Source organism: Pseudomonas sp. NFACC24-1 (assembly GCF_900115235.1).
In the GTDB taxonomy this organism is placed as follows: Bacteria; Pseudomonadota; Gammaproteobacteria; order Pseudomonadales; family Pseudomonadaceae; genus Aquipseudomonas; species Aquipseudomonas fluorescens_AA.
Map to the genome: position 1 here is coordinate 1 of NZ_FOVS01000055.1, position 24745 is coordinate 24745.

Consider the following 24745-nt stretch of genomic DNA (forward strand, 5'->3'; position numbering starts at 1 on the left):
TCGCCGCCCTCGGTGTCGAGGCCGGTGATGATCACCGGGTCGTCGTTGTTGTGCACTTGCAGCACCAGGTTCGCGGTGCTGGTGTCGCCGTCGGCGTCGGTGAGCGTGTAGGTGAACGTCTCGGTACCGCTGCCCCCACCATGCAACGCGACGAATTGCGGGTCGCTGGTGTTCAGTGTGTAGGTGTACGTGCCGTTGGGGTTGAGCACCAAGGTGCCGTAGGTGCCGGTGAACGTCCCGCCAATGATCGGCCCGCTGTCGGGGCCGGTGGGGATCCGATCGGCGCCCTGGTGATCGTTTGGCAATACGTTGCCGGTAAGAGTGACCAGGGTTTCCGACGCCGTGTTCGCGTGGCTGTCGTCGATCGCCTGGGGCACGTCATCGGTGATGTTGACGTCCAGGGTGCCGGTGGCCGTGTCGCCGTCGGTGTCGACGGCCACCACGGGGAACTGCTCGGTAATGTTGTTGGCACCGCCGCCGGCAGGATGGGTTTCATTGTCCTTCAGGGTGTAGGTGTAACTGACCACCCCCGTGGTGGGGTCATAGCCCGTGATGGTCAACGTGTTGCCCAGCGCCGACGTGATGGTCTGAGGAAAGCCTGCGGGCACGCCGCCACTGATCACGTTGATGCCGCCGATGCTGAGGCTGCTCAGCCCGTCAGGCGCGGACACCGTGAAGGTGCCATTTTGCACCAGCGCCCCCGGATTGCTGGCCGAACCATCGGCCAGATTGGCCTCGTTGGTGGTCAGTTCGCCGCCCTCGACATTGACCCCGTCGAGGGTCACGGGGTTGTCCGGCGTCTCTGGGGTTACCGGCGGGGTTGCATCGTCGCCGGTGTTATCCGGGTCACCGGCCAAGCGTAGCTGTGGAAATTCGGGAATCCCGTTGAACCCGGCCGTCGGAAAACCGATCAGCGGATCGACCTCCCCGCCGACCTCTTCCAACAGCACAAAACTGTGCCCACCGCCTACACCACCCGGGTTGCCACCTTCAGGGCCGGCGGCCGTGGCTTCGCCGGTCTGGGTCGGGTCGGCACCGGCAGCGATGGCTTGCTGCAGCTTCTGCACATCGGTCAGTTGCGCGTCACTCGGTGCCGTCGTGTCGGGCGTGTCGACATGAGGCGCCTGGTTGGCCAGCAGCTGCGGGGTCAGGGTCAGGTTGCTTTCGCGGCCCAGGGTCAACGACTGGCCGTTCTGCAGATGCACAGCCACGGCCCCTTCGGCACCGGTGACCAGGTGTTCGCCGGCATAGAGCCGATCGCCTTCGACCAAAGGCCGCCGCAGGCCACCGGCCGCTTCTGCGAAAACTTGCCCGACCACTTTGCTGACGATACCGATGAGCGCTGCCATGTGCATTTCCTCCGTTGCCGACCGCAATCGGCACCTGTCTGGGTGAAGAATTCGTCCTCGGGTTAGGCGACCCCAAAAGCTGGAAAATCTGCCAGCTTTCGCGAAAGCAGAAGGTGCTGGCAATTCGCCTAAACGACAAAAAACCGTCACAAAAAACCGCTTCTCACATCGCCATTTCGGCACTTCTTCACGTCGCTTAAAAATCTGCATGAAACTTTTATTGACGCCTAAAAGCCGTCAGAACCCGCAGATTCAAAGGCTTTCGCTTTGAACAATGTGCCGGTTTTTTTCAAGCTCATAAGTTTTTTTCGGAATAATCATTATGAGAAATTCTTCTTAGGTTTTGCTCAGGATGTTCTTAGCTGTGTTGTTACAAGGTTGAAACGGTTTTGATCTTAAATACGTCAATATTTTGGCGACAAGCGAAGCACTACAGACCTCAGGAGATGCACCCCATGCGCGTTCTAACCCCCCTCTGCAGCGCGGTTTTGCTGGCCATGGCCTGCTCTTCTCAGGCGCAGGCCATGTCGTTGACCGAGGCGATCCAGAGCACCATCGCGACTCACCCGGAACTGGCACAACGGGTGGACAGCCGTCTGTCGGCCAATGAAGACGTCAAGGTCGCCAGAGGGGGCTTTTTCCCATCGGTGGACCTCAATGCCGGTTACGGCCGCGGCTACAGCGACAACACCAACACCCGTGCCCTGGGCAACCACCACACCAATATCCTGACCTACACCCAATCGGAGCTGCGCCTGCGGCAGATGATCTTCGACGGGTTCAACACCGCCAATGAAGTGCAGCGCACCCAGGGCGTGGTCAATTCCCGGGCCTATTACGCCCAGGGCACCGCCCAGGATCTGGCGCTGCGTACCATCGAGGTCTACCTGGAAGTGCTCAAGCGGCGCGAGCTGGTGACCCTGGCCAAGAACAACCTTCAGGCGCACCTGCGGGTCAACGACCAGATCGGCCTGCGCACCGAGCGAGGGGTCGGCAGTACGGCCGACTCCGACCAGTCCAATGCCCGTCGGGCCCTGGCGGAAAACAATTACGACACCGCCCAGGTGGACCTGGCGGACGCCGAGGCGAACTTCTACAGCGTGGTCGGACGCATGCCCGATGAGCTGGAGGCGCCGCCCTCGACCAAAGGCGAAATCCCCGCCGACCTGCGCGAAGCCCAGCAAAGCATGGTGGATAACAACCCGTACCTGAAATCGGCCCAGGCCGACATACAGTCCGCCGAGAGCCAATATGAAGTGGCGAAGTCGCCCTTCTACCCGCGCTTCGATGCCGAAGCAGCGGTGGGCGCCAACAACAACCTCGGCGGCGAAGAAGGCCACGACAACAACTGGCGCGTGGGTGTGGTGATGAACTACAACCTGTTCCGCGGTGGCAGCGACAAGGCGCGGCTGGCGTCCAACGCCCACCAGATCAACCAGGCCATGGACATTCGCAACAACGCCCTGCGCCAGCTCAACGAAGACACGCGCCTGGCCTGGAACGCGATGCTCAACGCCCGCAAACAGACCCCCACCGCCCGCGAATATGCCGACACCACCGCCCGTGTGCGCGCCGCGTACCAGGACCAGTTCGGGCTCGGCCAGCGCACGCTGCTCGACCTGCTCGACAGCGAAAACGAGCTGTACAACGCCAACCGCCGCTACACCGAGGTGCGTTACACCGAGGAGTACTCGATGTACCGGGTGCTGGCGAACATGGGCCTGCTGTTGCACAAACAACGGATCGTGCTGCCGGCCGATGCGGTCGCGCAGACCGAAGTCAAGAACCAGGCACGGCTGCCGGAACTGAAGTAGCCCCCTCCAAAAAAAATGGGAGCGAACACTGTGACCAGCATGGAACCCACCACCCTCGGCGCCGATCCGCGCCTGAACTTCGATGATCCCTTGCTGGACGGCCTGTTGATCCTCTGCAAACTCCATGGCGCGACGGTCAGCCGCGCCAGCCTCAGCGCCGGGCTCCCTATGGCGCACCAACGCTTGAGCCTGGACCTGCTGCCCCGCGCAGCGGCCCGGGCGAGCTTGCAGGCGCGGTTGTTGCGTCGTGAGCTGGCGGACATCTCCCCCCTGAACCTGCCGGTGATGCTGATCCTGGCGGGGGGCCGTTGCGCGGTATTACGGCGCTGGGGCGAGGATGGCAAGGCGCTGATCCTGCCCAGCGAAGCCGATGGCGGCGAGCAGTGGGTCAGCCGCGAGGAACTGACCACCGATTACAGCGGCCAGGCGTTATTCGCCCGGCCGCGCCATGAACTCGAAGACCTGCGCTCGCCCCTGGTACCCCGGGTCGAGGCGTGGTTTCGCGACACCTTGAAACTGTCGCGCTGGCTGTACAGCGACGCGATCCTGGCGAGTTTCCTGATCAACCTGCTGGGGCTGATGGTGCCGCTGTTCGTCATGCAGACCTACGACCGCGTGGTCCCGAACCAGGCCACGTCCACCTTATGGGTACTGGCCGTGGGGCTGTTGATCGGTACCGGCTTCGAACTGGTGCTGCGGGTGGTGCGCGCCCATCTGCTGGACACCGCCGGCAAGAAAACCGACGTGATTCTGTCCGCCACCCTGTTCGAACGCATCACCGGCATGGCGATGAAGGCCAAGCCGGTGACCATCGGCGGCTTCGCCCAGAGCATCCACGACTTCCAGGGCCTGCGCGAATTCCTCACGGCAGTGACGCTCACCAGCCTGATCGACCTGCCCTTCGCCCTGCTGATGCTCGTCGTAATCGGCCTGCTGGGCGGCTGGCTGGTGGTGATTCCCGTGATCGCGTTTCCGATCACCATCGTCTTCGCCATGATCATCCAGGTGCGCCTGCGCGACACCGTGCAAAAAAGCCTCGCCCTCGGCGCCCAGCGCCAGGCCCTGCTGATCGAAACCCTCGGTGGCCTGGAAACCCTCAAGGCCTGCAGCGCCGAAAGCGAGCGCCAGCATCAATGGGAAAGCACCCACGGCGCTCTTACCCGCCTGGACAGCCATGCGCGCAACCTCTCGGCACTGGCGACCAATGGCACCTTGTTCCTGCAGCAACTGGCCGGCATGGCGACCATCGTCGCCGGGGTCTACAGCATCATTGCCGGCAACCTCAGCGTCGGCGCGCTGGTGGCGACCTACATGCTCGGCAGCCGGGTGCTCGCCCCGCTCGGGCAGATCGCCGGGCTGATCACCCGCTACCAGCAAGCCCAGCTCACCATGCGCAGCACCGATGCCTTGATGGCGTTGCCCCAGGAGCGAGACGCCAAGCAGCGGCCGTTGGACCGTACCCAATTGCAGGGCGCACTGGACGTCAACGGCGTGACATTCCACTACAACGGCCAGAGCGCCCCGGCGCTGGCCAATATCAGTTTCAGCCTCAAGCCCGGCGAACGGGTCGGGGTCATCGGCCGCAGTGGCTCGGGCAAGAGCACCCTGGCGCGCCTGGTGATGGGTTTCTATGCCCCGGAGGAAGGCCAATTGCTGCTCGATGGCCTGGACCTGCGGCAACTGGACGTCGCCGACCTGCGCCAACAGATCGGCTACGTCGCCCATGACCTGCCGCTGCTGGCCGGCAGCCTGCGGGACAATCTCACCCTGGGCGCGCGCTACATCAGTGATACGCGCATGCTGGAAGTGGCGGAACTGACCGGAGTCACCGAACTGGCGCGCCAGCATCCCCAAGGTTTCGACCGCCCGGTGGGCGAGCGCGGGCAGTTGCTGTCCGGCGGCCAACGCCAAGCCGTGCTGCTGGCCCGGGCCTTGTTGCTCGACCCGCCGATCCTGCTGCTGGACGAACCCACCAGCGCCATGGACAACAGCAGCGAAGACGTCCTGCGGCAGAAGCTTCACACCCATGTACAGGGCAAGACGGTGCTGCTGGTCACTCACCGCACCTCGATGCTGAGCCTGGTGGACCGGTTGGTGGTGCTGGATAACGGCCGGATCGTGGCGGATGGGCCGAAGGAAGCGGTCATCGATGCATTGCGCAAGGGACGGGTGGGGACGGCGACGGTTTAACAACCCACACCGTACCTGTGGCGAGGGGATTTATCCCCGCTGGGCTGCGAAGCAGCCCCAATACCATTTTCCTGACACACCGAGCTTTCAGGTTTTAGGGCCGCTTCGCGCCCCAGCGGGGATAAATCCCCTCGCCACAAAAAACCGCGACCAGCTCCACTTCACTTAACCGACGGGTACCGCCCATGTCTGCCCAAACACCGGATTCAACCGCCCGAAGCTACTTCGGCAGTTTCAGCAAAAGCGCCGAAAGCGAGTTCATGCCGGAAACCGCCGGCGCCACGCTGCAGGATTCGCCCCGGCGCTCGCGGGTTACCGTGTGGCTGGCCGCCGGGTTGATCATCACCGGGCTGGTCTGGGCGAAGTTGGCGGTCTTGCAGGAAGTCACCACCGGCGAAGGCAAGGCGATTCCGTCGAGCAAGATCCAGGTGATCCAGAACCTGGAGGGCGGCATCATCACCGAGATATTCGTGCGCGAAGGCCAGATGGTGAACAAGGGCGACACCCTGCTGCGCCTGGATGACACGCGATATCAATCGAACAAAGGCGAGAGCGAGGCCGACCGCTACGCGCTGACAGCCCAGGTCGAGCGTCTGTCGGCCGAGGCCGAAGGGCGGCCATTCGCGCTCTCGGCAGAAGTCACCGCCAAGGCCCCGCAAGTGGCAGAGGACGAGCGTTCGCTGTACGAACAACGCCAACGGCGCCTGGCCAGCGAACAACGGACCCTGACCGAACAGCTGCGGCAGAAGACCCAGGAGCTGGCGGAGTTTCGCTCCAAGCAAGGCCAGTTCAGCTCGGCCCTGGCCTTGCTGCAGGAAGAAATGAACATGTCCGCGCCGCTGGTGCGCACCGGGGCTGTGTCGCCGGTGGAGATCCTGCGGCTCAAGCGCAGCGCGGTGGAAATCCGCGGTTCGCTCAACGCCACCACCCTGGCGATTCCCCGGGCCGAATCGGCGATCAACGAGATCAAGAGCAAGATCGACGAATCGGAACAGACCTTCCGCTCCGAGGCGGCCAAGGACCTCAACGAGAAACGTACCGAACTGTCGAAAATCACCGCCTCGAGCATCGCCATCGACGACCGCGTGACCCGCACGACGGTGGTCTCGCCGGTACATGGGGTGATCAAGCAACTGAAGGTCAACACCATCGGCGGCGTGGTGCAGCCGGGCAACGACATGGTGGAAATCGTGCCCCTGGAAGACAACCTGCTGATCGAAGCCAAGGTCCGCCCCCAGGACGTGGCGTTCCTGCATCCGGGGCAGAAAGCCATGGTCAAGTTCAGCGCCTACGACTACACGATCTATGGCGGGCTGAGCGCCAAGCTCGAACTGATCGGCGCCGACACCATCACCGATGACAAGGGCAACAGCTTCTACCTGATCCAGGTGCGCACCGACAAAAACCACTTGGGCGGGGATGCCAAGCCGTTACTGATCATTCCGGGAATGGTGGCGACGGTGGATATCATTACCGGGGAGAAAAGTGTCCTGGATTACCTGCTCAAGCCGGTGTTGAAGGCGCGGACCGAGGCGATGCGCGAGCGGTAGGTTTTGGCTGAGACTGATCGTTCCCACGCTCAGCGTGGGAATGCCGCCCGGGACGCTCTGCGTCCCCTTCGCGGATGTGACGCAGAGCGTCAGAGGATGCATTCCCACGCAGAGCGTGGGAACGATCATCTCCTTCCATGGTTCTTCTGGTAAGTCTCCTCCCCCATCGCCACAATCTGCCCTTCGATCAGCGCTTCGAAGGGCCTCAACAACGGTTCGAAACTCGTCGGCGCCTCCAGCGTCTGCAACGCCTGGACAATCGCCTCCACCGTCGACAACGCCCCCGGCCCGGGCGCCTTGCGCAAGCGGTAACGGGACACAGCGCCTTCGGCCAGGGTCACCCTCGGCAGTGCCGCCAGCAGCGGATTGAGGTGCAGCAGCTTGCGCGCCTTGCGCCAGGTGCCATCCGGGACGACCAGCAGGATCGGCTCATCGGACGGCGCGCGGGCCTGCAACGGTAGCGCCTCGTCGCCAGGAAACAACAACCGCGCCTGATAACCCGGTGGGTTCAGCAGCCGGGGCAAATCCTCGAACACCTCGCCCACGATCAACTCGGCGTTGCTCAGCCCCAACGCCGCCAGCCGGGCGGTATTCAAGGCGTGGTTCACTTCACTGGGATGCTGCAACAGCAAGACGCGGGTGCGGCTGTCGAGGCTGGGGATCAGCGGGCACAGGCAATGGTTTTGTGGCCTGTGGCAACGCGGGCATTGGACTCTGGACATGGTCAGGCCTGGTTCAGTTGAGCTTTGAGCAAATCACGGAAGGTCTGGATCAGCGGCTCGCGGCTGCGGCCACGGCGCACAATCATTGAAAACGGTGCCTGATAGCCGAAAGTGGCCGGCAGCAATACCCGCAGATCGCCCTTGTCGGCCCAAGCCTGGGCGTAGTGCTCGGGCAGGTAGCCGATGTACGCACCGGACAGCACCAGGATCAACTGTGCCTCCATGCTCTCCACCGTCGCCGCGCTGTGCTTGAAGCCGTGGCGGGCCAGTTCGGCCTGGCTCCAGTAACCGCGCCCGACCATGCGCTGCTGGGTGATGACCTGCTCGGGAATACGCCGCTCGTTGAACAACGGGTGACGGTTGCTGCAATACAACCAGTGCTGTTCACGGTACAGCGGCATGTAGACCAGCCCGCTCATGCGCGTGGAAAACGCACCGATGGCCAGGTCCAGGCGATTGTCCTGCACGCCGAGTTGCAGCTCGTAAGGGCTCATGACCGACAGGTGCAAATGCACCGCCGGATGTTCCTGGCTGTAGGCGCCGATGGCTTCGGCGAACGGCAAGGCCTTGTCGCTGACAGTGGAGTCGATCACCCCCAGGTTCAAGGTGCCGCGCAGTTCCCCTTTAAGCGCGGCGGCGTACTGCTCGAACCCTTCGAGCTCGCCCAGCAGGCGCAAGGTTTCCTGATGGAACAGCTCGCCCTTGCTGGTCAGGCTGAAGCCACCCCGGCCGCGATGACACAACACCAGGCCCAAGGCCGATTCCAGTTGGCTCATGTAGGTGCTGATGGCCGACGTGGACAGGTTGAGTTCGTGCTGGGCATTGGCGAACCCTTGGTGCCGAACCACGCTGACAAAAATGCGCAGCAGTTTCAGGTCGGGTAGAGCGTTGGCCATTGGGGGGCTCCATACAATCGAGTCAATGCAAACTTTGTGGCGAGGGGATTCATCCCCGCTGGGCTGCGAAGCAGCCCCAATACCATTTTCCTGACACACCGAGCTTTCAGGTTTTAGGGCCGCTTCGCGCCCCAGCGGGGATAAGTCCCCTCGCCACAGGGGCCACTATTTCCCAATCCAAACAGGGGGACCGTGCTGCCGCGAAGTCTATCGCCCCGCCCGCCATTAGTTTAGAAAAATCTGAACTAAGTATTTGCCGCCAGCGATTCTTCAAGGCAACGGCTTTTCGCAGAATCGGCCCCTGATAAGTAAAACAACGATGAGGCCCTACCCGTGGACAAGATTCTTCACCAACCACTGGGCGGCAACGAAATGCCGCGCTTCGGCGGCATCGCCACCATGATGCGACTCCCCCATTTGCAAACCGCTGCCGGCCTGGACGCGGCCTTCGTCGGCGTACCGCTGGACATCGGCACCTCCCTGCGCGCCGGCACCCGGTTCGGTCCTCGCGAGATCCGCGCCGAATCGGTGATGATCCGCCCCTACAACATGGCCACCGGCGCCGCGCCGTTCGACTCACTGTCGGTGGCGGACATCGGCGATGTGCCGATCAACACCTTCAACCTGCTGGACGCGGTGCGGATCATCGAAGAGTCGTACCACAAGATCCTCGAACACAACGTCATCCCCCTGACCCTGGGGGGCGATCACACCATCACCCTGCCGATCCTGCGGGCGATCCACAAGAAACACGGCAAGGTCGGCCTGGTGCACATCGACGCCCACGCCGATGTGAACGACCACATGTTCGGCGAGAAGATCGCCCATGGCACCACCTTCCGCCGCGCCGTGGAGGAAGGCCTGCTCGATTGCGACCGCGTCGTGCAGATCGGCCTGCGGGCCCAGGGCTACACCGCCGATGATTTCAACTGGAGCCGCAACCAGGGCTTTCGCGTGGTCCAGGCCGAAGAGTGCTGGCACAAATCCCTGGCGCCGTTGATGGCCGAAGTGCGCGAGAAAGTCGGCGGCGGCCCGGTGTACCTGAGCTTCGACATCGACGGCATCGACCCGGCCTGGGCGCCCGGCACCGGCACCCCGGAAATCGGCGGCCTGACCACCATCCAGGCGATCGAAATCGTGCGGGGCTGCCAGGGCCTCGACCTGGTCGGTTGCGATCTGGTAGAAGTCTCGCCGCCGTACGACACCACCGGCAACACCTCGCTGCTGGGCGCCAACCTGCTGTACGAGATGCTCTGCGTACTGCCCGGCGTGGTGCATCGCTGAAGGTGCGGCCATGAACGATCGAGATCAAATCCTCAAGGCCGCCGCTGAGCTGGTGTCGGCCTTCGCCCGCAATGACCGCGACGCCTACTTCGGTGCGTTCACGGCCGATGCGAGTTTCGTGTTCCACACCCTTGAACAGCCCCTGCTGTCACGCGATGCCTACCAGGCGTTGTGGGATCGCTGGCGGTCCGAGGATGGCTTCGAGGTGCTGAACTGCACCTCGAGCAACGCCTTCGTCAGCCTGCAAGGGGACGTGGCGATTTTCATCCATGACGTGGCCACCGAGCTGCGCCTGCAAGGGGAGCTTCACCGTAGCCAGGAGCGCGAAACCATTGTGTTTCGCCAAGAACAACAAGGCCTATGGCTGGCCTGTCACGAACATTTGTCCGCAATACCGGAAGGGCTGCCATCCCCTTAGCAACAGGCGACATTCACATCCGATGAATGCGCCTCGATGATCGGAGCAGATCATGCATAACAATAACGATAAAAGCCTTACGTACATTGAAACCAACGGGGTCGAACAGATCCCGGACCACGAACGCACTGCCGGCCCGGGCGACCTGTTTCGCCTGATCTTCGGCGGTGCCAATACCTTCGCCACCGCCGTGCTCGGCAGTTTCCCGGTGCTGTTCGGCTTGTCGTTCCAGGCCGGGGTCTGGGCGATTGTGCTGGGCGTGTTGGTGGGTTCGATCATTCTCGCGCCGATGGGCCTGTTCGGCCCGCTCAACGGCACCAACAACGCGGTGTCTTCCGGTGCGCACTTCGGCGTGCACGGGCGCATCGTCGGCTCGTTCCTCTCGTTGCTGACCGCCATCGCGTTTTTCTCGCTGTCGGTATGGAGCTCGGGCGATGCGTTGATCGGCGGCGCCAAGCGGCTGGTCGGCGTGCCGGAAACCGACCTGAGCCTGGGCCTGGCCTACGGCCTGTTCGCCCTGCTGGTGTTGACGGTGTGCATCTACGGCTTCCGCTTCATGCTGTGGGTCAACCGCATTGCCGTATGGGCCGCCAGCCTGCTATTCCTGCTGGGCATTTTCGCCTTCGCACCGACCTTCGACAGCCAGTTCGCCGGCACGGTCAGCCTCGGCCAGCCGGGCTTCTACGCGGCCTTCATCGGCGCGGCGCTGGTAGCCATGAGCAACCCGATTTCCTTCGGAGCGTTCCTGGGCGACTGGTCACGCTACATCCCCCGCAACACGCCCAAGCGCCGCATCATGCTGGCCGTGATCGCGGCACAACTGGCGACATTGATCCCGTTCCTGTTCGGCCTCGCCACCGCCACCATCGTGGCGATCAAGGCGCCGGACTACATCGCGGCCAACAACTACGTGGGCGGGCTGCTGGCGGTTTCGCCGGGGTGGTTCTTCCTGCCAGTGTGCCTGATCGCGGTGATCGGCGGCATGTCCACCGGCACCACGTCGCTGTATGGCACCGGGCTGGACATGTCCAGCGTGTTCCCGCGGGTGCTGTCGCGGGTCAAGGCCACGCTGCTGATCGGCGTGCTGTCGATTGCCTTCATCTTCATCGGGCGCTTCGCGGCGAACCTGGTGCAGAGCGTGTCTACATTCGCCGTGCTGATCATCACCTGCACCACTCCGTGGATGGTGATCATGATCATCGGCCTGCTGGTGCGCCGCGGCTTCTACTGCCCGGATGACCTGCAAGTGTTCACCCGCGGTGAAACCGGCGGGCGCTACTGGTTCAGCCACGGCTGGAACTGGCGCGGCCTGGGGGCGTGGATCCCCAGTGCGCTGGTGGGGTTGTGCTTCGTCAACCTGCCGGGGCAGTTCGTCGGGCCGCTGGGGGAATTGGCCGGCGGGATCGACATCAGCCTGCCGGTGACCCTGGGCCTGGCTTCGGTGGTGTACTTGGTGCTGCTTGGGTTGTTTCCGGAACCGGCCGCGGTGTATGGGCCAGATGATCCGCGGAGCAAAAACCAGCCGAGCGCAGAACCTGTGGCGAGGGGATTTATCCCCGCTGGAGCGCGCAGCGCTTCCAAACCCTGACACCTCGGTGTGCCAGACGGATTGAGTTGGCTGTTTTGGGGCTGCTTCGCAGCCCAACGGGGATGAATCCCCTCGCCACAAGGGCATCACTCATCCCGACCTTCCTATAAAAAAGACAATCGGAGACACGCCACCATGGCTTTGGACTTAATCGTCGTTCTCATCTATGCCGCCGGCATGATCGCCCTCGGCTGGTACGGCATGCGCCGCGCCAAGACCCGTGACGACTACCTGGTGGCCGGGCGCAACCTCGGCCCGGGCTTTTACCTGGGCACCATGGCCGCCACCGTCCTGGGGGGTGCGTCCACCATCGGTACCGTGCGCCTGGGCTACGTCTACGGCATTTCCGGATTCTGGCTGTGCGGCGCCATCGGCCTGGGCATCGTCGGCCTGAGCCTGTTCCTCGCCAAACCGTTGCTCAAGCTCAAGATCTACACCGTGACCCAAGTGCTGGAACGCCGCTACAACCCGGCGGCGCGCCAGGCCAGTGCGCTGATCATGCTGGTTTACGCACTGATGATCGGCGCCACCTCGACCATTGCCATCGGCACCGTGATGCAGGTGTTGTTCGGCCTGCCGTTCTGGGTGTCGATCCTGGTGGGCGGTGGCGTGGTGGTGCTGTATTCCACCATCGGCGGCATGTGGTCGCTGACCCTCACCGACATCGTGCAATTCTTGATCATGACCGTCGGCCTGGTGTTCCTGTTGATGCCGATGTCCATCAGTGACGCGGGCGGCTGGGATGCCATGGTGGCTAAGCTGCCGGCCAGCTACTTCGACTTCACCGCGATTGGCTGGGACACCATCCTCACCTACTTCCTGATCTACTTCTTCGGCATCTTCATCGGCCAGGACATCTGGCAGCGCGTGTTCACCGCCCGCAGCGAAGGCGTGGCCAAAGTGGCCGGCACCGCCGCCGGCCTGTACTGCGTGCTGTATGGCCTGGCCGGGGCGTTGATCGGCATGGCGGCCAAGGTGTTGCTGCCGGACCTGGAGAACGTCAACAACGCCTTCGCCAGCGTGGTGCAGACCAGCCTCCCCAACGGCATTCGCGGCCTGGTGATCGCTGCGGCCCTGGCGGCCTTGATGTCCACCGCCGCCGCGGGCCTGCTCGCCGCGTCCACCACGGTGGTCCAGGACTTGCTGCCCCGTCTGCGCCAGGGCCGTGAGAGCGGCAGTGGCGACGTCCACGAGAACCGCATCGCGACCCTGCTGATGGGCGCGGTGGTCCTGGTGATCGCCCTGGTGGTCAGCGACGTCATCAGCGCCCTGACCCTGGCCTACAACCTGTTGGTGGGCGGCATGCTGATCCCGCTGATCGGCGCCATCTACTGGAAACGCGCCACCACCGCCGGTGCGATCACCAGCATGTCGCTGGGCTTCTTGACCGCGCTGTTCTTCATGCTCAAGGACGGCCTGGACGCCAACACGCCGATCTACTACAGCCTGAGCGTGGCGCTGGTGAGTTTTGTGCTGGTGAGCGTGCTGTCGCCACGGCCGAGTGCGGTGGCCAAGGCGGTTTGATCGACAACTCAATCAAGCCGAATGCACCTGTGGCGAGGGGATTTATCCCCGCTGGGGCGCGAAGCGCGCCCAAAGCCAGGCGCCTCGGTGTGTCAGAAAGGGCTGAGGAGGCTGATTTGGGTCTGCTTCGCAGCCCAGCGGGAGCAAGCACATCGCCAATAAAAAGATCGCAGTTCCGGGCCATCTCCATTGAAATGGTCCGGAACTGCGATCTCTCCAAATTCGGCGATGTATTTACCGGCGGCGCGGTTGGCGGCGGCGTTGCTCGTCATCGGTGCGGATCGGTACCGGTTGCATTGGCGGTTCGATCAGGCCAAGCGCGACACCCAAGTCGTGAAGCCAGTTCTGGATTTTCTCTTTCATCGTGGTGCCCCCTCAGGGTGGTGCGAGCGGCAGATTTCTGTGGCCCCTTCGCACTGATAATAGTCCGATGTTCTACGCAATGCTCGTCTCAGTTTGCAATGATCTGTTACTGAATTGATCCAAATCCACCTCCCGGAGTTCAAGCCGATTGCGCCGTGAGCATTGGCCCCCGCGGCCAGGCCTGTTGTTGCAACTCGATCCAGGCGTTCAGGTTGGCTCCGACCATGCCTTTGCGCCACATCAGCCAAGTGGTGGCGCTGGCGAACGGCTCGGCCAGCGGATGCACCGTCACCCGCTCGCGGCCCGGCAGGCTCGCCAGCATCGACTCGGACATCAACGCCACCCCGGACCCGGCGATCACACACGCCAGCATCCCCTGGTAAGACTCGATTTCCATCGCCCGGCCCATGGTCGCGTGATCATGGGCAAACCAGGCCTCTAATCGCATCCGGTACGAGCAACCACGCCGGAACGTGAACACCGCGCGGCCCTGTACATCCAGAGCACTGCGTACCGGCGGATGATCGGCCTCGGTAATCAGCACCAACCGCTCGTCGCACAACGGCACGCCATCCAACCCCGCCAGCTCCAGCGGGCCGTCCACCAGCGCCGCGTCGAGCCGGTTGGTGAGCAGGCCTTCAAGCAGCTCACCACTGGGCCCCGATTGCACTTGCAGGTTCACCGCCGGGTACGCCCGGTGATAAGCCGCCAGCAGGTCCGGCAAATGCGTCGCCGCCGTGCTGTACATCGTGCCCAGCAGGAAATCCCCGGCCGGCTGCCCGCCCTGCACGGCGGCATGGGCCTCGTCGTGCAAGGCGAACAGCTTGGCCGCATAGTCCAGCAGGACTTTTCCTGCCGGCGACAACTGCAAACGCTGACGCTCCCGCAGGAAAAGGTCCACGCCCAGTTGCTCTTCAAGCTGCTTGAGCCGGGTCGAGAGGTTCGACGGCACCCGGTGCAGGCGCTCGGCGGCCCGGGTGATGGAACCTTCCTCGGCCACGGCCTGGAAAATCCGCAGTTGGCTGAACTCCATGACCTTCTCCAAAAAAGAACAAGTTACTCACTATTATTCATTTTTAATGAAAGTCAATCAGTCCTAGCCTGACGGTCATTCGCCCCGACACCGGAGAACGACCATGTCACCTCTTATTCGCCTGCTCGGCAGTTTCATCGCGCTGATGATGGCCATGGGCATTGGCCGCTTCGCCCTGACGCCCCAGTTACCTCATTTGATCGGCGAAGGTCAGGTCGACTTGACCGCCGCCGGTCTGATTGCCGCCGCCAACTACCTGGGGTACTTCATCGGTGCGCTCGATGCGATGTTCGCCCGTCGTCCGGAACAGGTGCGGCGGCGGTTGCTCGGCGGCCTGTGGCTGTGCGTGCTGCTGACCTTGGCGTCGTTCTGGGCCTGGGGCTTCTGGCCGCACCTGGCGCTGCGTTTCGGCACCGGCGTGGCGAGCGCCTGGGTGATGGTGATGATCACCGCCCTGAGCCAACCCTTGGCTACGGCGGTGGGACGGCCACGGCTCGGCGCCCTGGTGTTTGCCGGGCCGGGCCTGGGGATTTTCCTGACGGGCCTGCTCGCCCTCGGCTCGAACCTGCTGGGCCAGACCTCCGCCACCCTGTGGCTGGTGTATGCCGGTGTGGCCTTGGCGATGTTGCTGGCGATCTTGCCGATCCTGCCGCAGCCGGCCGTCGCACCACCTGTCGCTGGGCCGACCGCCCCTTCGCCGAACGCGGGCATCGCTCGACTGGGCGTGGTGTACGCCCTGTATGGCGTGGGCTACATCATTCCGGCCACGTTCCTGTCGCAAATGGCCTCGGCGCAGTTCCACGGCCAATGGCTGGCCGATCTGTTCTGGCCCTGCTTCGGCCTGGCCGCCGCCAGCGGGGTGTTGCTAGTCAGCCGGCGGCGGCCGAACCCGAACACCACCGGCCGCTGGTTGATCGGCACGCTCTGGCTGCAAGCCGCCGGGGTATTCGCCTGCCTGCTGGGCAGCGGACCGGGGCTCGCACTGGGGGTGATCCTGTGTGGCACACCGTTCCTGGCCTGCATGCAGTTGGTGATGCTGCGCTCCCGGGAACTGTCGCCCCACGCCACCCAGCGCAACGCTGGCCTGTTGACCGCCTGCTTTGCTGTGGGCCAACTCAGCGGCCCCCTGCTGGCGGCGCTGAGTAGCCATTTCAGCGGCGGCCTGCAACCGGCGCTGATCATTGCCGGCAGCGGCCTGGTGCTGGCCGGCGGCCTGGTGCTGCGGCCCGCCAGCCGGGGCGCGGCGAGCCCTTGTGCCCAGACCGCCCTGCGTTGATCAGGCCTGGCCGGCCGGGCTGAACGCCTTGCTCGACTGCGGGGCCGGCTCGCGTCGCGCCAAGGCGAAATACAACACCCCGCCGAGGAAGCAACCGGTGAACCAGGCAAAGTTGGCCATCGGTTGCAGCACGGGGGTGAAGGTGATCGCCACGCCCATCAGCGTCGCCGGAATCAACGCCCTGACCGCCGTCCAGTTGATGCCGCCGCTGTAGTAGTAGCGCCCGCTCGGCCCGTCATTGAACAAGGCATCGACGTCGATCTGCTGCTTCTTGATCAGGTAGTAATCCACCAGCAGGATCCCGAACAGCGGGCCGATGAACGCCGCCAGCACGTCCAGGGTGTAGTGGATCACTTCGGGGTTGTTGAACAGGTTCCACGGCGTGATGAAAATCGACGCCACCGCCGCGATCATGCCACCGGCGCGCCAACTGATCTTGCTGGGGGCGACGTTGGCGAAGTCGAAGGCCGGCGAGACGAAGTTGGCGACAATGTTGATGCCGATGGTGGCGGTCACGAAGGCAAAGGCCCCCAGCAAGACTGCCACGTCGTTGTCGATGCGCGCCACGGTGGCAATCGGGTCGTGGAGCATTTCACCGAACACCGGCAAGGTCCCGGAAACAATCACCACGGTGACCAGGGAGAACGCCAGGAAATTCACCGGCAGCCCCCAGAAATTACCCCGGCGCACGTCAGACATGCTCCGGCAGTAACGGCTGAAATCGCCGAAATTCAGGGTCGGGCCGGAAAAGTACGACACCACCAGGGCCGTCGCCACGATCACTTGGCCGAACGCCTGCCAGCCGGACAAAGACTTTTCCGCCAGGGTGAAGCTGATGTTGCTCCAACCGGCCTTCCACACGATCCAACCGGCCAGCAGGAACATCACGGCGTACACCACCGGCCCGGCCCAATCGATGAAACGACGAATCGATTCCATGCCGGTCCAGAACACCAGCGCCTGGACAAACCACAAGCTGAGGAAACCGAACCAACCCAGGTAGGACAAACCGGCAAAATGCGGCGTCGCGTAAACCTCCATTGAAGGAAAAAACCGCAGCACCACGATGATCAGCGCGCTGGACGCCAGGTACGTCTGAATGCCGTACCAGGCCACGGCGATCAAACCGCGAATGACCGCAGGAATATTCGCCCCGAACACCCCGAACGCCAGTCGGCAGATCACCGGGTACGGCACCGCCGCCTGCTGGCTCGGCTTGGCGACCAGGTTGGCGATCAACTGCACGATGCAGATCCCGCCGAGCAAGGCGATAAGCACCTGCCAACTCGCCAGACCCAAGGCGAACAGACTGGCGGCGAAGACATAACCGCCCACACTGTGCACATCACTCATCCAGAACGCGAAGATGTTGTACCAATTCCATTTCTGCGGCAGCGGGCCCAGGTCCTCGTTATAGAGGCGGGGGCTGTAGCCGTTGGGCAATTGCTCGGACATTGCGGGGCTCCTTTGAGTACCGCCGTGCCCCCGTAGCGACCTGCTCACCATACTGCGCACGGGAGCCGGCATGGTTTGTATACGCGCTGCTACGCAGAATGCGTGCCATAGGCGCAGGATGTGAGACAAACCGGGGTGTGTAGCGCAGCGGAACGCCGCGCAGGAACAGGCATACGCCCACGAACAGGGCGCGGGTGCATGCTAAAGGTGCAGGATTTTGTATACAGACCAAAGGCGGGCGCAGTTCCTGTGGCGAGGGGATTTATCCCCGCTGGGCGCGAAGCGACCCCAAGCAAGATGCTAACTTGCTCTGTCCGGCACACGGAGGCGTCAGGCTTAGGGGCCGCTTCGCAGCCCAGCGGGGATAAATCCCCTCGCCACATAGAATCCTTTTTGCCACGAAGCTGGGGCTAGGCTGAGATCAGCTCAATTCAATGCGATCGCCATGAATGACAATCTGCCCATTCTTGTACAGCGCACCAATGGCCTTCTTGAAGTTGCCCTTGCTCACGCCAAACAGGCTGCTGATCAGCGCCGGGTCGCTCTTGTCGCTGACCGCCAGGGTGCCGTTGTTCTCCCGCAACTTGGCGAGGATCTTGGCGTTCAGGCTGGTGGCGGCTTCCTGGCCCACCGGTTGCAGGCTCAGGCTGATCTTGCCGTCCGGGCGGATTTCCTTGATGAAGCCTTTTTCCTGCATGCCGGCGCGCATGAACTTGAAGATTTCATTCTTGTGGATCAGGCCCCAGTGCTTGTTATTGATAATCGCCTTGAACCCCATGTCGGTGGCTTCGGCGACCAGCAAATCCACTTCCTGGCCCGGCGTATAGTTGGCCGGGGTCTTGTCCAGATAACGATCCAGGCGTGCCGTGGCGGTGATGCGGCGGGTGTGCTTGTCGAGGTAGACGTGCACCACGCAGTATTCGCCGGCGGTCATCTGGCGCTTTTCTTCGGAATACGGCAGCAACAGGTCCTTGGGCAGGCCCCAGTCCAGGAACACGCCGATGCTGTTGACCTCAACCACTTTCAGGCTGGCGAACTCACCGACCTGCACTTTTGGTTTTTCGGTGGTGGCGATCAGTTTGTCGTCGCTGTCCAGATAAATAAAAACATTGAGCCAGTCTTCATCTTCGCTGGGAATATCCTTGGGGATATAACGGTTGGGCAGCAGAATTTCGCCGTCCGCGCCGCCATCCAGATATAAACCGAAGTTAGTGTGTTTAACCACTTGCAAACTGTTGTAGCGCCCGACTAAAGCCATTTCCAATACCCTCATTGCGTGGGCGGCATTCTACCCGGTTTTGCGGCGCGATTCGTGGCCGCCGGCAAGGTTTGCCTGGAAGGCCCGGCACAACCGTTGATTTTCCTGGGTTTGCGTCCGAGGCACAGCCATTCGTCAGGCCGGAGACGGTGCATGCCGTCCTTTCTCGGCACAACATTCTTCACACGGTTGTTATTTAAAACAGAGGCTTAGGGCAATTATTGCCGGATAACGGCTGATTATTCCCGTCACGCTGGCGATAATTCAGAAGGATATTTGCCAAGCAATTGTCAAGTATTTCCTGTACGATGCCTGGCCCAATTAATTATCTACAGGTTAATGGCCGTCATGCGCGTAAAAGCATCCAACAGCAAAGCAAAGCCAGCTCCAGCCGTTGAAACCAGCGAGTCGATCAACGACCAGATCGCTGCGTTCCTCAAGTCCGGCGGCGAGATCCAGCAAATTGCCAAAGGCGTCAGCGGCCAGACATTCGGCCCGTCCAAGCAGATCAGCCTGGGCAAGAAGTAACCTGCGCGTCACCTGGTCCCAAAGCGCTTTGAGTTTCGAAGCGCTTGGACTGGAACCCTCCCCGCCCTATCCATTTCCCATGAATCGACGAACGGCCTTCGCTGCCGATCATTCGCCGGTATCCTTGCACCTCTCTAGCTCAAGCGTTTCAGCTTAGTTCCTGCTCCTCGCTATTTCATGGAGTGAAGCATGCGTATTCCTATTGTTGCGCTGGCGATCAGCCTGTTGACGTGCCCCCTCGCCCAGGGGCAGGTGTTCCAACGCGAACTCGGCGACTTCGACCTCAAACTGGGCACCACCCCCAGCCGCAGCATGGCCCAGGGCCTGGTCACACCGTCGAGCACCGGTTCGTTCCATGGTGGCCTGGACCTGAGCCACGACAGCGGCTGGTACGTTGGCCAGTGGTCACCCAGCGCCGGCCTGACATCGTCCGCCGACCTTGAGGTCGATTCCTACATGGGCTTTAAACAACCCTTCGACCAGACCCTGGGCTACGAAGTCGGCCTGATCCACTACAGCTACCCCACCGTCGATACCCTCGACAGCCAGGAGTTCTACGGCGGCCTGACCGTACTCGGCAGCCGTTTCGGCGCGGCCCTGAGCAACGATCCCGACAAACAGAACAGCACGCTGTTCGCCGACCTGGGCGGCAACGTGCCGTTCGGCATTGGCATCAGCGCCAAATACACCACCCACCAGCTCAATACGCCGGTCTCGGTCGAGAACGGTTATGTAGGCAGTTTCAGCGACTGGTCGTTGAAAATTTCCCGTCCGTGGAAGGGCCTCGACCTGGACCTGATCTACAGCGACTCAAGCCTCAGCGGCAGCAGTTGCTCGGCGTATTCCGGCCACAACAGCGAATGCGACAGCCTGCTGACCCTCAAGATGGCCCATCCTTTTTACTAAGCGTTACGTATTCGATCGGCTGAACTGCTGCGTGCCTGCCATGCTCCAACAAAGCACCTACGCTTTTGCAAGGACTCGCTCATGTCGCGCTGGTTGACCCGCACCGCCCTGTTCATTGCCCTGCTGCTGACGCTGACCGCCTGCAGCCGCGTAGGCCTGGCCTACCGCAACCTCGACCTGATCATCCCCTGGACCCTCAACGATTATCTGGAGATCAAAGGCGAGCAAAAAGACTGGTTCGACGAACGCCTCAAGGAACACCTGACCTGGCACTGCACGACGCAACTGCCCGGCTACCTCGACTGGCTGGATCGCTTGAAAACCATGGTGCAAACCCATCAAGTGACCGACGAAGCCCTGCAACAACGCACCCAGGAAGCCAAGGCCGCCATCGCCGAAACCGCCCGGGCCATCACCCCCTCGGCCATCGAATTGCTGCAAGGCCTGAGTGACGAACAAGTCGACGACATGGACGCCTCTTTCGTCAAAGACCAGCGCAAACGCCAGCAGCAATACCTCAAGCCGACATTGCAGGAGCAGATCCAGGAGCGCAGCGAGCGCATGGTCAAACGCCTGAACGACTGGCTCGGCCCGCTCAACGACGCCCAGCGCCAGCGGGTGGTCGCCTGGTCCACTGCCTTGGGCGATCAGAACCAGCAATGGATCGCCAACCGCGCCCACTGGCAAAACCAGTTCAGCGAAGCCGTGGCCCAACGTCACAACCCTGACTTTCCCAAACGCATCGAGCAGTTGCTGGTCAACCGCGAAAGCCTCTGGACCCCGGCCTACCGCGAGGCCTTCAGCAAAACCGAAGCCCAGGCCCGCAGCCTGCTGGTGGACCTGATGGCCGAAAGCACCCCGCCCCAGCGCGAACGGCTGCTGAAGAAAATCGACGGGGTGAAGAAGGACTTCACTGATTTGAAGTGCCTGAAAGCAGCGCGCTCCTAAACCCATCACAAAACCCAATGTGGGAGCGGGCTTGCTCGCGAAGGCGGTGTATCAGTCGACATCATTGTTAACTGGCACACCGCCTTCGCGAGCAAGCCCGCTCCCACAGAGTCTGCGCTCAACCGTCAGGCAATCTGCGCCTTGGAAGCCAAATCATCAAAAGTAAGCTCATCCAGCGCATCCTCCTGCTCATCCAGCACCTGGCGCGGATGATCATTGCCCGGAATGCTGCTGTCGATCAGGCTCAACAACCGCGAGCCACGGGGCGTCAGCACGAAGTTCTCGCCATTGCCGCCCTCTTCCTCCGGCCGCGGCTCGATATAGCCACGCTCCAGCAGTAATTTTTCATACTCCCCGGCGACCGCTTTCAGATGATCGAGGTTCTCGATCTCCTCGCCTGCAGCAGTTTTCTCTGCCGCGTACTGCTCTGCATAAGGCCGAGGGGTAAAACTGTGGCCGGCGCCGTTCTGCACTTCGTGCAACAACTTTTCGATCAAGTCCCAGTTGTAAGTCGTCATCCTGGTCCATCCTCTGAAGAGTGAGATGCCTACCTAGGTTGTGACCGAGGTGCTGCGCCGCCGTTCAGCCGGGTTTCCGGGCGCAATGTTGTTTACTTGAGGCCTATCCAATTCATTGTGGCGAGGGGATTTATCCCCGTTGGGCTGCGAAGCAGCCCTGAATCCAACCGCGCACTGTACAAGCTTAACGGCTAGCTACTTCACAAACCGACCAACGGCCTGTCGAATTCATCCAGAGCCAGACGACCACTTACAGAAAGTGCCGACTCAGCGGCTCTGCCACGCAGGAGAATTCATCATGAATGTTGAGAATCATCCAATCGTCTCGCGAGAAGAATGGCTCGCAGCCCGCCGCCAACACCTGGCCCACGAAAAAGCCTTCACCCGCGAACGAGACAAACTCAGCGCCGAACGCCGCGCCCTGCCCTGGGTAAAAATCGACAAACCCTACCGTTTCCAAGGCCCCCACGGTGAACTGAGCCTGGCCGACCTGTTCGGCGGCCGCAGCCAACTGATCATCTACCACTTCATGTTCGGCCCCGGCTGGACAGAAGGCTGCCAGGGCTGCTCGTTCCTCTCCGACCACATCGACGGCGCCAACCAACACCTGGCCCACCACGACGTGGCCGTGGTCGCCATCTCCCGCGCCCCGTTCGCCGAGTTCCAGCCGTTCAAGCGCCGCATGGGCTGGACCTTCGACTGGGTCTCGTCCAACGGCTGCGACTTCAACCCCGACTTCGGCGTTACCCTCAATGCCGAAGACGTCGCCGCCGGAAAAGCCACCTACAACTACGAAAAAACCGACACCACCGAAGGCGAACTCCCCGGCCTGAGCGTCTTCTACCGCAACGAAGCCGGCGACATCTTCCACACCTACTCCACCTACGCCCGTGGCCTGGACATGCTGGTCGGCACCTACAACTACCTCGACCTGACGCCCAAGGGCCGCAACGAAGACGAAATCATGGACTGGGTGCGGCATCACGATAGATACGACGAGGCCAAGCCCCACAGCTGCTGCCACAGCTGATGCGCCAACCCGCACAAGTCGAGCGCGATCCCCGTGGCGAGGGAGCTTGCTCCCGCTCGACTGCGCAGCAGTCGCTTGCTTTAAACCGACAAATGCCAGGCCAAACGTCCTACATGAAGCTCGGAAAGCGGTGTCTTGTGGCACTGGAGCGGGCCAGCCTATAGTCCCCCGTCGCCCAAAAAGGCGATTCGGGTTTGGCGACTCGATTACAGAGAATGCGAAAGCTACCGGCTGATTGCAGGTACCGACGCACCCGCAAAGCCGCTATATTCCACGGCGGCTGTGCGCGGGAGATCTTCGGATCTGCCGGTTTTCTCTGTAACCGGTTCGCCAACCTGCGCACAGCCACCACCCAATCGTTTGGCGACGATTGAGTGATGGCTTTCAGCCAATCAAACAGAGATCTTCAAAATGAATCGATATATGCCCATCACAGGAATCGACTGTGTCCCCGCAACGTTGCTCATCGATACCGAAGCCCCGCTGGACGTCCTTTTCGAAACCGCCGACTACCGCATCCGCACCGTGACCCAGGTGCTGGAAAACATCGCGTTCCGCTCGGATATCAGCTCCGATACGGTGGTGCTTTCTGATTTTTGCAAGCTGCTGACGATATCGCTTCGCGATGGATGTGATGTGTTGGATGTGATTGGGAGGCGGCTGCGAGCGCAAGCTGCTGAATAACGAAAACGGGCGACCTTTGGGTCGCCCGTTTTTCACATACGCGGAGAGCAAAATGATTGAGACCTTTACAGAATTTGATCCCGCAGAATATCTCAGTACTCCAGAGGCCATTGCGGAGTTCATGAGAGATGCCCGGGAAACCGACGATGCAAGCTACATCGCCAAAGCGATGGAAGTATTCGCACGAGCCAAGGGAATGACCGAACTGTCCAGGGGATGAATCACACGAAAGCGGGCTTTCCTACCTGCAAAAAATCAACATGCTGGCGAGCAAACCCGCAGATCGGGATCTCTTGGGTACAAACAATCTACACAGATATGTGGTCTACCCCTGAAGAGCCGTAGACCAAGGTCAGCCTTTTTTTCAGACATATCAGCTAGTTAGCCGTTAAGTAAGTGCCATTCAAATCTGTCCCCTTTTCTCCTGAAGAACCGCAATCTCATTTTTTTCGGCAATATGAAAACTCAAAGGCCTTTGCAATCAAACCCTCTACAGAGCTAGAGGATGACATTTTTGAAAGTCCATCACAGGAAATGAAATTTGATTCCAAATATTCGAAAAAGCCATTCTGAAAACTCGACACCTTAACAGCAATCACGCCAAACTCTTCACGCAAACTTTCAAAAGCGACCCAGTCAAATGCCCCATTAAACAAAACCACTGGATAACCAACCCTACCACCAAAAAAATCCTCAAAATTATCGCTAACCCAAGAGGCGTCCGCATCAACAGTATCTCCATTGATAGCAAAACAGCTATCGGCCAAAAACTCCTCTCCTGAAAATTTTATAAATACATCCCCCCCAAAACCTGAGAGACTTTCTGAAACCAACTCACTAAACGCGTCAACAAAATCTAGCAATGGCCTCTCAAAAAACCAAAACTTAAAGCCATTTCCAACAAACAAATTCGTAGGCAGATCCTTTTTAAAATCAACCATTCCTGACAGCTCACCAATTAAGCGAGACAACTCAACAAAATCAACTTTCTGAATTGTCAATTTTACTCTCCAATAAATCTAATTTTCGTTACCGGATTCTTAATCCCTTCAATGTTAAGAGAAAAGGGGACAGATTTGAATGGCACTTACTTAACAGCTAACTAGCTGATACGACTGCGAAAAAATGAAAAAAGGCTGGCCTTGGTCTACGGTGATAGTTGCGAACACACACCGATCAAGCAAGGACACAGCCCGAGTGAATCGTAGACGCCAAATCGTCCGACATCAACAGCACCGTATGCGCCAGCACGCCACGAACAGCAATGCTCATGCTTTCTTCAAGCTGCTCTCCGATCCTGAGTTATTGCGGGGTGTCGAGTCATCGATACCCAAGCATCGCCAGCGGCTATTTCCCCCGACCGAAACGCTGTCCATGTTTTTGTCCCAGGCAATGAGCGCCGACCGGTCCT

At 61.2% G+C, this 24745-nt stretch carries 23 protein-coding genes and 1 pseudogene; 15 read left to right on the forward strand and 9 right to left on the reverse strand.

Annotated features, from left to right (window positions below):
• Window positions 1–1349, reverse strand: a 1349-nt coding sequence (locus tag BM317_RS28755) for a retention module-containing protein (RefSeq protein ID WP_139236085.1), incomplete at its 3' end; no start/stop codon positions are given.
• A 455-nt stretch (window positions 1350–1804) separates the two neighbouring features.
• On the opposite strand from BM317_RS28755, the gene BM317_RS28760 reads away from it, so the two are divergent.
• From BM317_RS28760 to BM317_RS28770, 3 genes are all read left to right on the forward strand, one after another.
• Complete coding sequence (locus BM317_RS28760) at window positions 1805–3163, forward strand: TolC family outer membrane protein (RefSeq protein WP_072412345.1); 1359 nt, start codon at window positions 1805–1807, stop codon at window positions 3161–3163.
• 30 nt (window positions 3164–3193) lie between these two features.
• Window positions 3194–5353, forward strand: coding sequence for a type I secretion system permease/ATPase (locus BM317_RS28765; protein WP_092477122.1), 2160 nt, complete (start codon window positions 3194–3196; stop codon window positions 5351–5353).
• Between the two features lie 185 nt (window positions 5354–5538).
• Window positions 5539–6903, forward strand: coding sequence for an HlyD family type I secretion periplasmic adaptor subunit (locus BM317_RS28770; protein ID WP_092477106.1), 1365 nt, complete (start codon window positions 5539–5541; stop codon window positions 6901–6903).
• A 125-nt stretch (window positions 6904–7028) separates the two neighbouring features.
• Here the strand turns inward: BM317_RS28770 and BM317_RS28775 are convergent, their stop codons facing one another.
• Together BM317_RS28775 and BM317_RS28780 are read right to left on the reverse strand one after the other, a co-directional pair.
• The gene (locus BM317_RS28775) at window positions 7029–7625 is read right to left on the reverse strand and encodes a tRNA-uridine aminocarboxypropyltransferase (protein ID WP_092477108.1); all 597 of its coding nucleotides are present in this window, start codon (window positions 7623–7625) and stop codon (window positions 7029–7031) included.
• A 2-nt stretch (window positions 7626–7627) separates the two neighbouring features.
• On the reverse strand, window positions 7628–8521 hold the full coding sequence (locus tag BM317_RS28780; protein WP_092167360.1) for a LysR family transcriptional regulator: 894 nt from the start codon (window positions 8519–8521) through the stop codon (window positions 7628–7630).
• Between the two features lie 333 nt (window positions 8522–8854).
• Between BM317_RS28780 and speB the strand changes: the two genes are divergently transcribed.
• From speB to BM317_RS28800, 4 genes are all read left to right on the forward strand, one after another.
• Window positions 8855–9805 carry an agmatinase gene (gene speB, locus BM317_RS28785; protein ID WP_003198979.1) on the forward strand — a complete coding sequence of 317 codons (951 nt, stop codon included), beginning with the start codon at window positions 8855–8857 and terminating at the stop codon, window positions 9803–9805.
• A 10-nt stretch (window positions 9806–9815) separates the two neighbouring features.
• Entirely contained in the window at window positions 9816–10223 is a 408-nt protein-coding gene (locus BM317_RS28790; protein ID WP_092167357.1) for a YybH family protein, read from the forward strand.
• 49 nt (window positions 10224–10272) lie between these two features.
• Window positions 10273–11811, forward strand: a complete 1539-nt coding sequence (locus tag BM317_RS28795) for a purine-cytosine permease family protein (protein ID WP_256574286.1) — start codon at window positions 10273–10275, stop codon at window positions 11809–11811.
• Window positions 11812–11946: 135 nt separating this feature from the next.
• On the forward strand, window positions 11947–13335 hold the full coding sequence (locus BM317_RS28800) for a sodium:solute symporter family protein (protein WP_092477112.1): 1389 nt from the start codon (window positions 11947–11949) through the stop codon (window positions 13333–13335).
• 234 nt (window positions 13336–13569) lie between these two features.
• Here BM317_RS28800 and BM317_RS31325 read toward each other — a convergent pair whose 3' ends face one another.
• Both BM317_RS31325 and BM317_RS28805 read right to left on the reverse strand, forming a co-directional pair.
• Complete coding sequence (locus BM317_RS31325; RefSeq protein WP_003198971.1) at window positions 13570–13698, reverse strand: PA1414 family protein; 129 nt, start codon at window positions 13696–13698, stop codon at window positions 13570–13572.
• A 139-nt stretch (window positions 13699–13837) separates the two neighbouring features.
• On the reverse strand, window positions 13838–14731 hold the full coding sequence (locus tag BM317_RS28805; RefSeq protein WP_092167350.1) for a putrescine utilization regulator PtrR: 894 nt from the start codon (window positions 14729–14731) through the stop codon (window positions 13838–13840).
• 103 nt (window positions 14732–14834) lie between these two features.
• Here BM317_RS28805 and BM317_RS28810 point away from each other — a divergent pair, with 103 nt between their 5' ends.
• On the forward strand, window positions 14835–16007 hold the full coding sequence (locus BM317_RS28810; protein ID WP_092477114.1) for an MFS transporter: 1173 nt from the start codon (window positions 14835–14837) through the stop codon (window positions 16005–16007).
• Here BM317_RS28810 and BM317_RS28815 read toward each other — a convergent pair whose 3' ends face one another.
• Both BM317_RS28815 and BM317_RS28820 read right to left on the reverse strand, forming a co-directional pair.
• Window positions 16008–17462, reverse strand: a complete 1455-nt coding sequence (locus tag BM317_RS28815) for an NCS1 family nucleobase:cation symporter-1 (RefSeq protein ID WP_092167346.1) — start codon at window positions 17460–17462, stop codon at window positions 16008–16010.
• A gap of 421 nt (window positions 17463–17883) precedes the next feature.
• Window positions 17884–18720: a CvfB family protein gene (locus BM317_RS28820; protein WP_092150980.1), complete on the reverse strand. Its 837-nt coding sequence runs from the start codon at window positions 18718–18720 to the stop codon at window positions 17884–17886.
• 339 nt (window positions 18721–19059) lie between these two features.
• Between BM317_RS28820 and BM317_RS28825 the strand changes: the two genes are divergently transcribed.
• The 3 genes from BM317_RS28825 to BM317_RS28835 all read left to right on the forward strand — a co-directional run bounded on the left by BM317_RS28825 (window position 19060) and on the right by BM317_RS28835 (window position 21102).
• Window positions 19060–19248, forward strand: coding sequence for a hypothetical protein (locus tag BM317_RS28825; RefSeq protein ID WP_018607615.1), 189 nt, complete (start codon window positions 19060–19062; stop codon window positions 19246–19248).
• Between the two features lie 189 nt (window positions 19249–19437).
• Window positions 19438–20154: a TorF family putative porin gene (locus tag BM317_RS28830; RefSeq protein WP_092477116.1), complete on the forward strand. Its 717-nt coding sequence runs from the start codon at window positions 19438–19440 to the stop codon at window positions 20152–20154.
• A gap of 81 nt (window positions 20155–20235) precedes the next feature.
• Window positions 20236–21102 (forward strand): DUF6279 family lipoprotein, encoded by an 867-nt coding sequence (locus tag BM317_RS28835; protein WP_092477118.1) that lies wholly within the window; start codon window positions 20236–20238, stop codon window positions 21100–21102.
• A 125-nt stretch (window positions 21103–21227) separates the two neighbouring features.
• On the opposite strand, the gene BM317_RS28840 is transcribed toward BM317_RS28835, so the two are convergent.
• Complete coding sequence (locus BM317_RS28840; protein ID WP_060738698.1) at window positions 21228–21620, reverse strand: hypothetical protein; 393 nt, start codon at window positions 21618–21620, stop codon at window positions 21228–21230.
• A 298-nt stretch (window positions 21621–21918) separates the two neighbouring features.
• On the opposite strand from BM317_RS28840, the gene BM317_RS28845 reads away from it, so the two are divergent.
• The 3 genes from BM317_RS28845 (at window position 21919) to BM317_RS28855 (ending at window position 23554) form a co-directional block, all read left to right on the forward strand.
• The gene (locus tag BM317_RS28845) at window positions 21919–22650 is read left to right on the forward strand and encodes a DUF899 domain-containing protein (RefSeq protein ID WP_092477120.1); all 732 of its coding nucleotides are present in this window, start codon (window positions 21919–21921) and stop codon (window positions 22648–22650) included.
• Window positions 22651–23061: 411 nt separating this feature from the next.
• Window positions 23062–23334 (forward strand): hypothetical protein, encoded by a 273-nt coding sequence (locus tag BM317_RS28850; protein ID WP_003198952.1) that lies wholly within the window; start codon window positions 23062–23064, stop codon window positions 23332–23334.
• Window positions 23335–23386: 52 nt separating this feature from the next.
• Window positions 23387–23554 carry a helix-turn-helix domain-containing protein gene (locus BM317_RS28855; RefSeq protein WP_256452353.1) on the forward strand — a complete coding sequence of 56 codons (168 nt, stop codon included), beginning with the start codon at window positions 23387–23389 and terminating at the stop codon, window positions 23552–23554.
• 220 nt (window positions 23555–23774) lie between these two features.
• Here the strand turns inward: BM317_RS28855 and BM317_RS30590 are convergent, their stop codons facing one another.
• Window positions 23775–24335: a hypothetical protein gene (locus tag BM317_RS30590; RefSeq protein WP_139236086.1), complete on the reverse strand. Its 561-nt coding sequence runs from the start codon at window positions 24333–24335 to the stop codon at window positions 23775–23777.
• A 196-nt stretch (window positions 24336–24531) separates the two neighbouring features.
• Here BM317_RS30590 and BM317_RS28860 point away from each other — a divergent pair.
• Window positions 24532–24745 (forward strand): annotated as a pseudogene (locus BM317_RS28860) (IS4 family transposase); the annotation flags it as partial.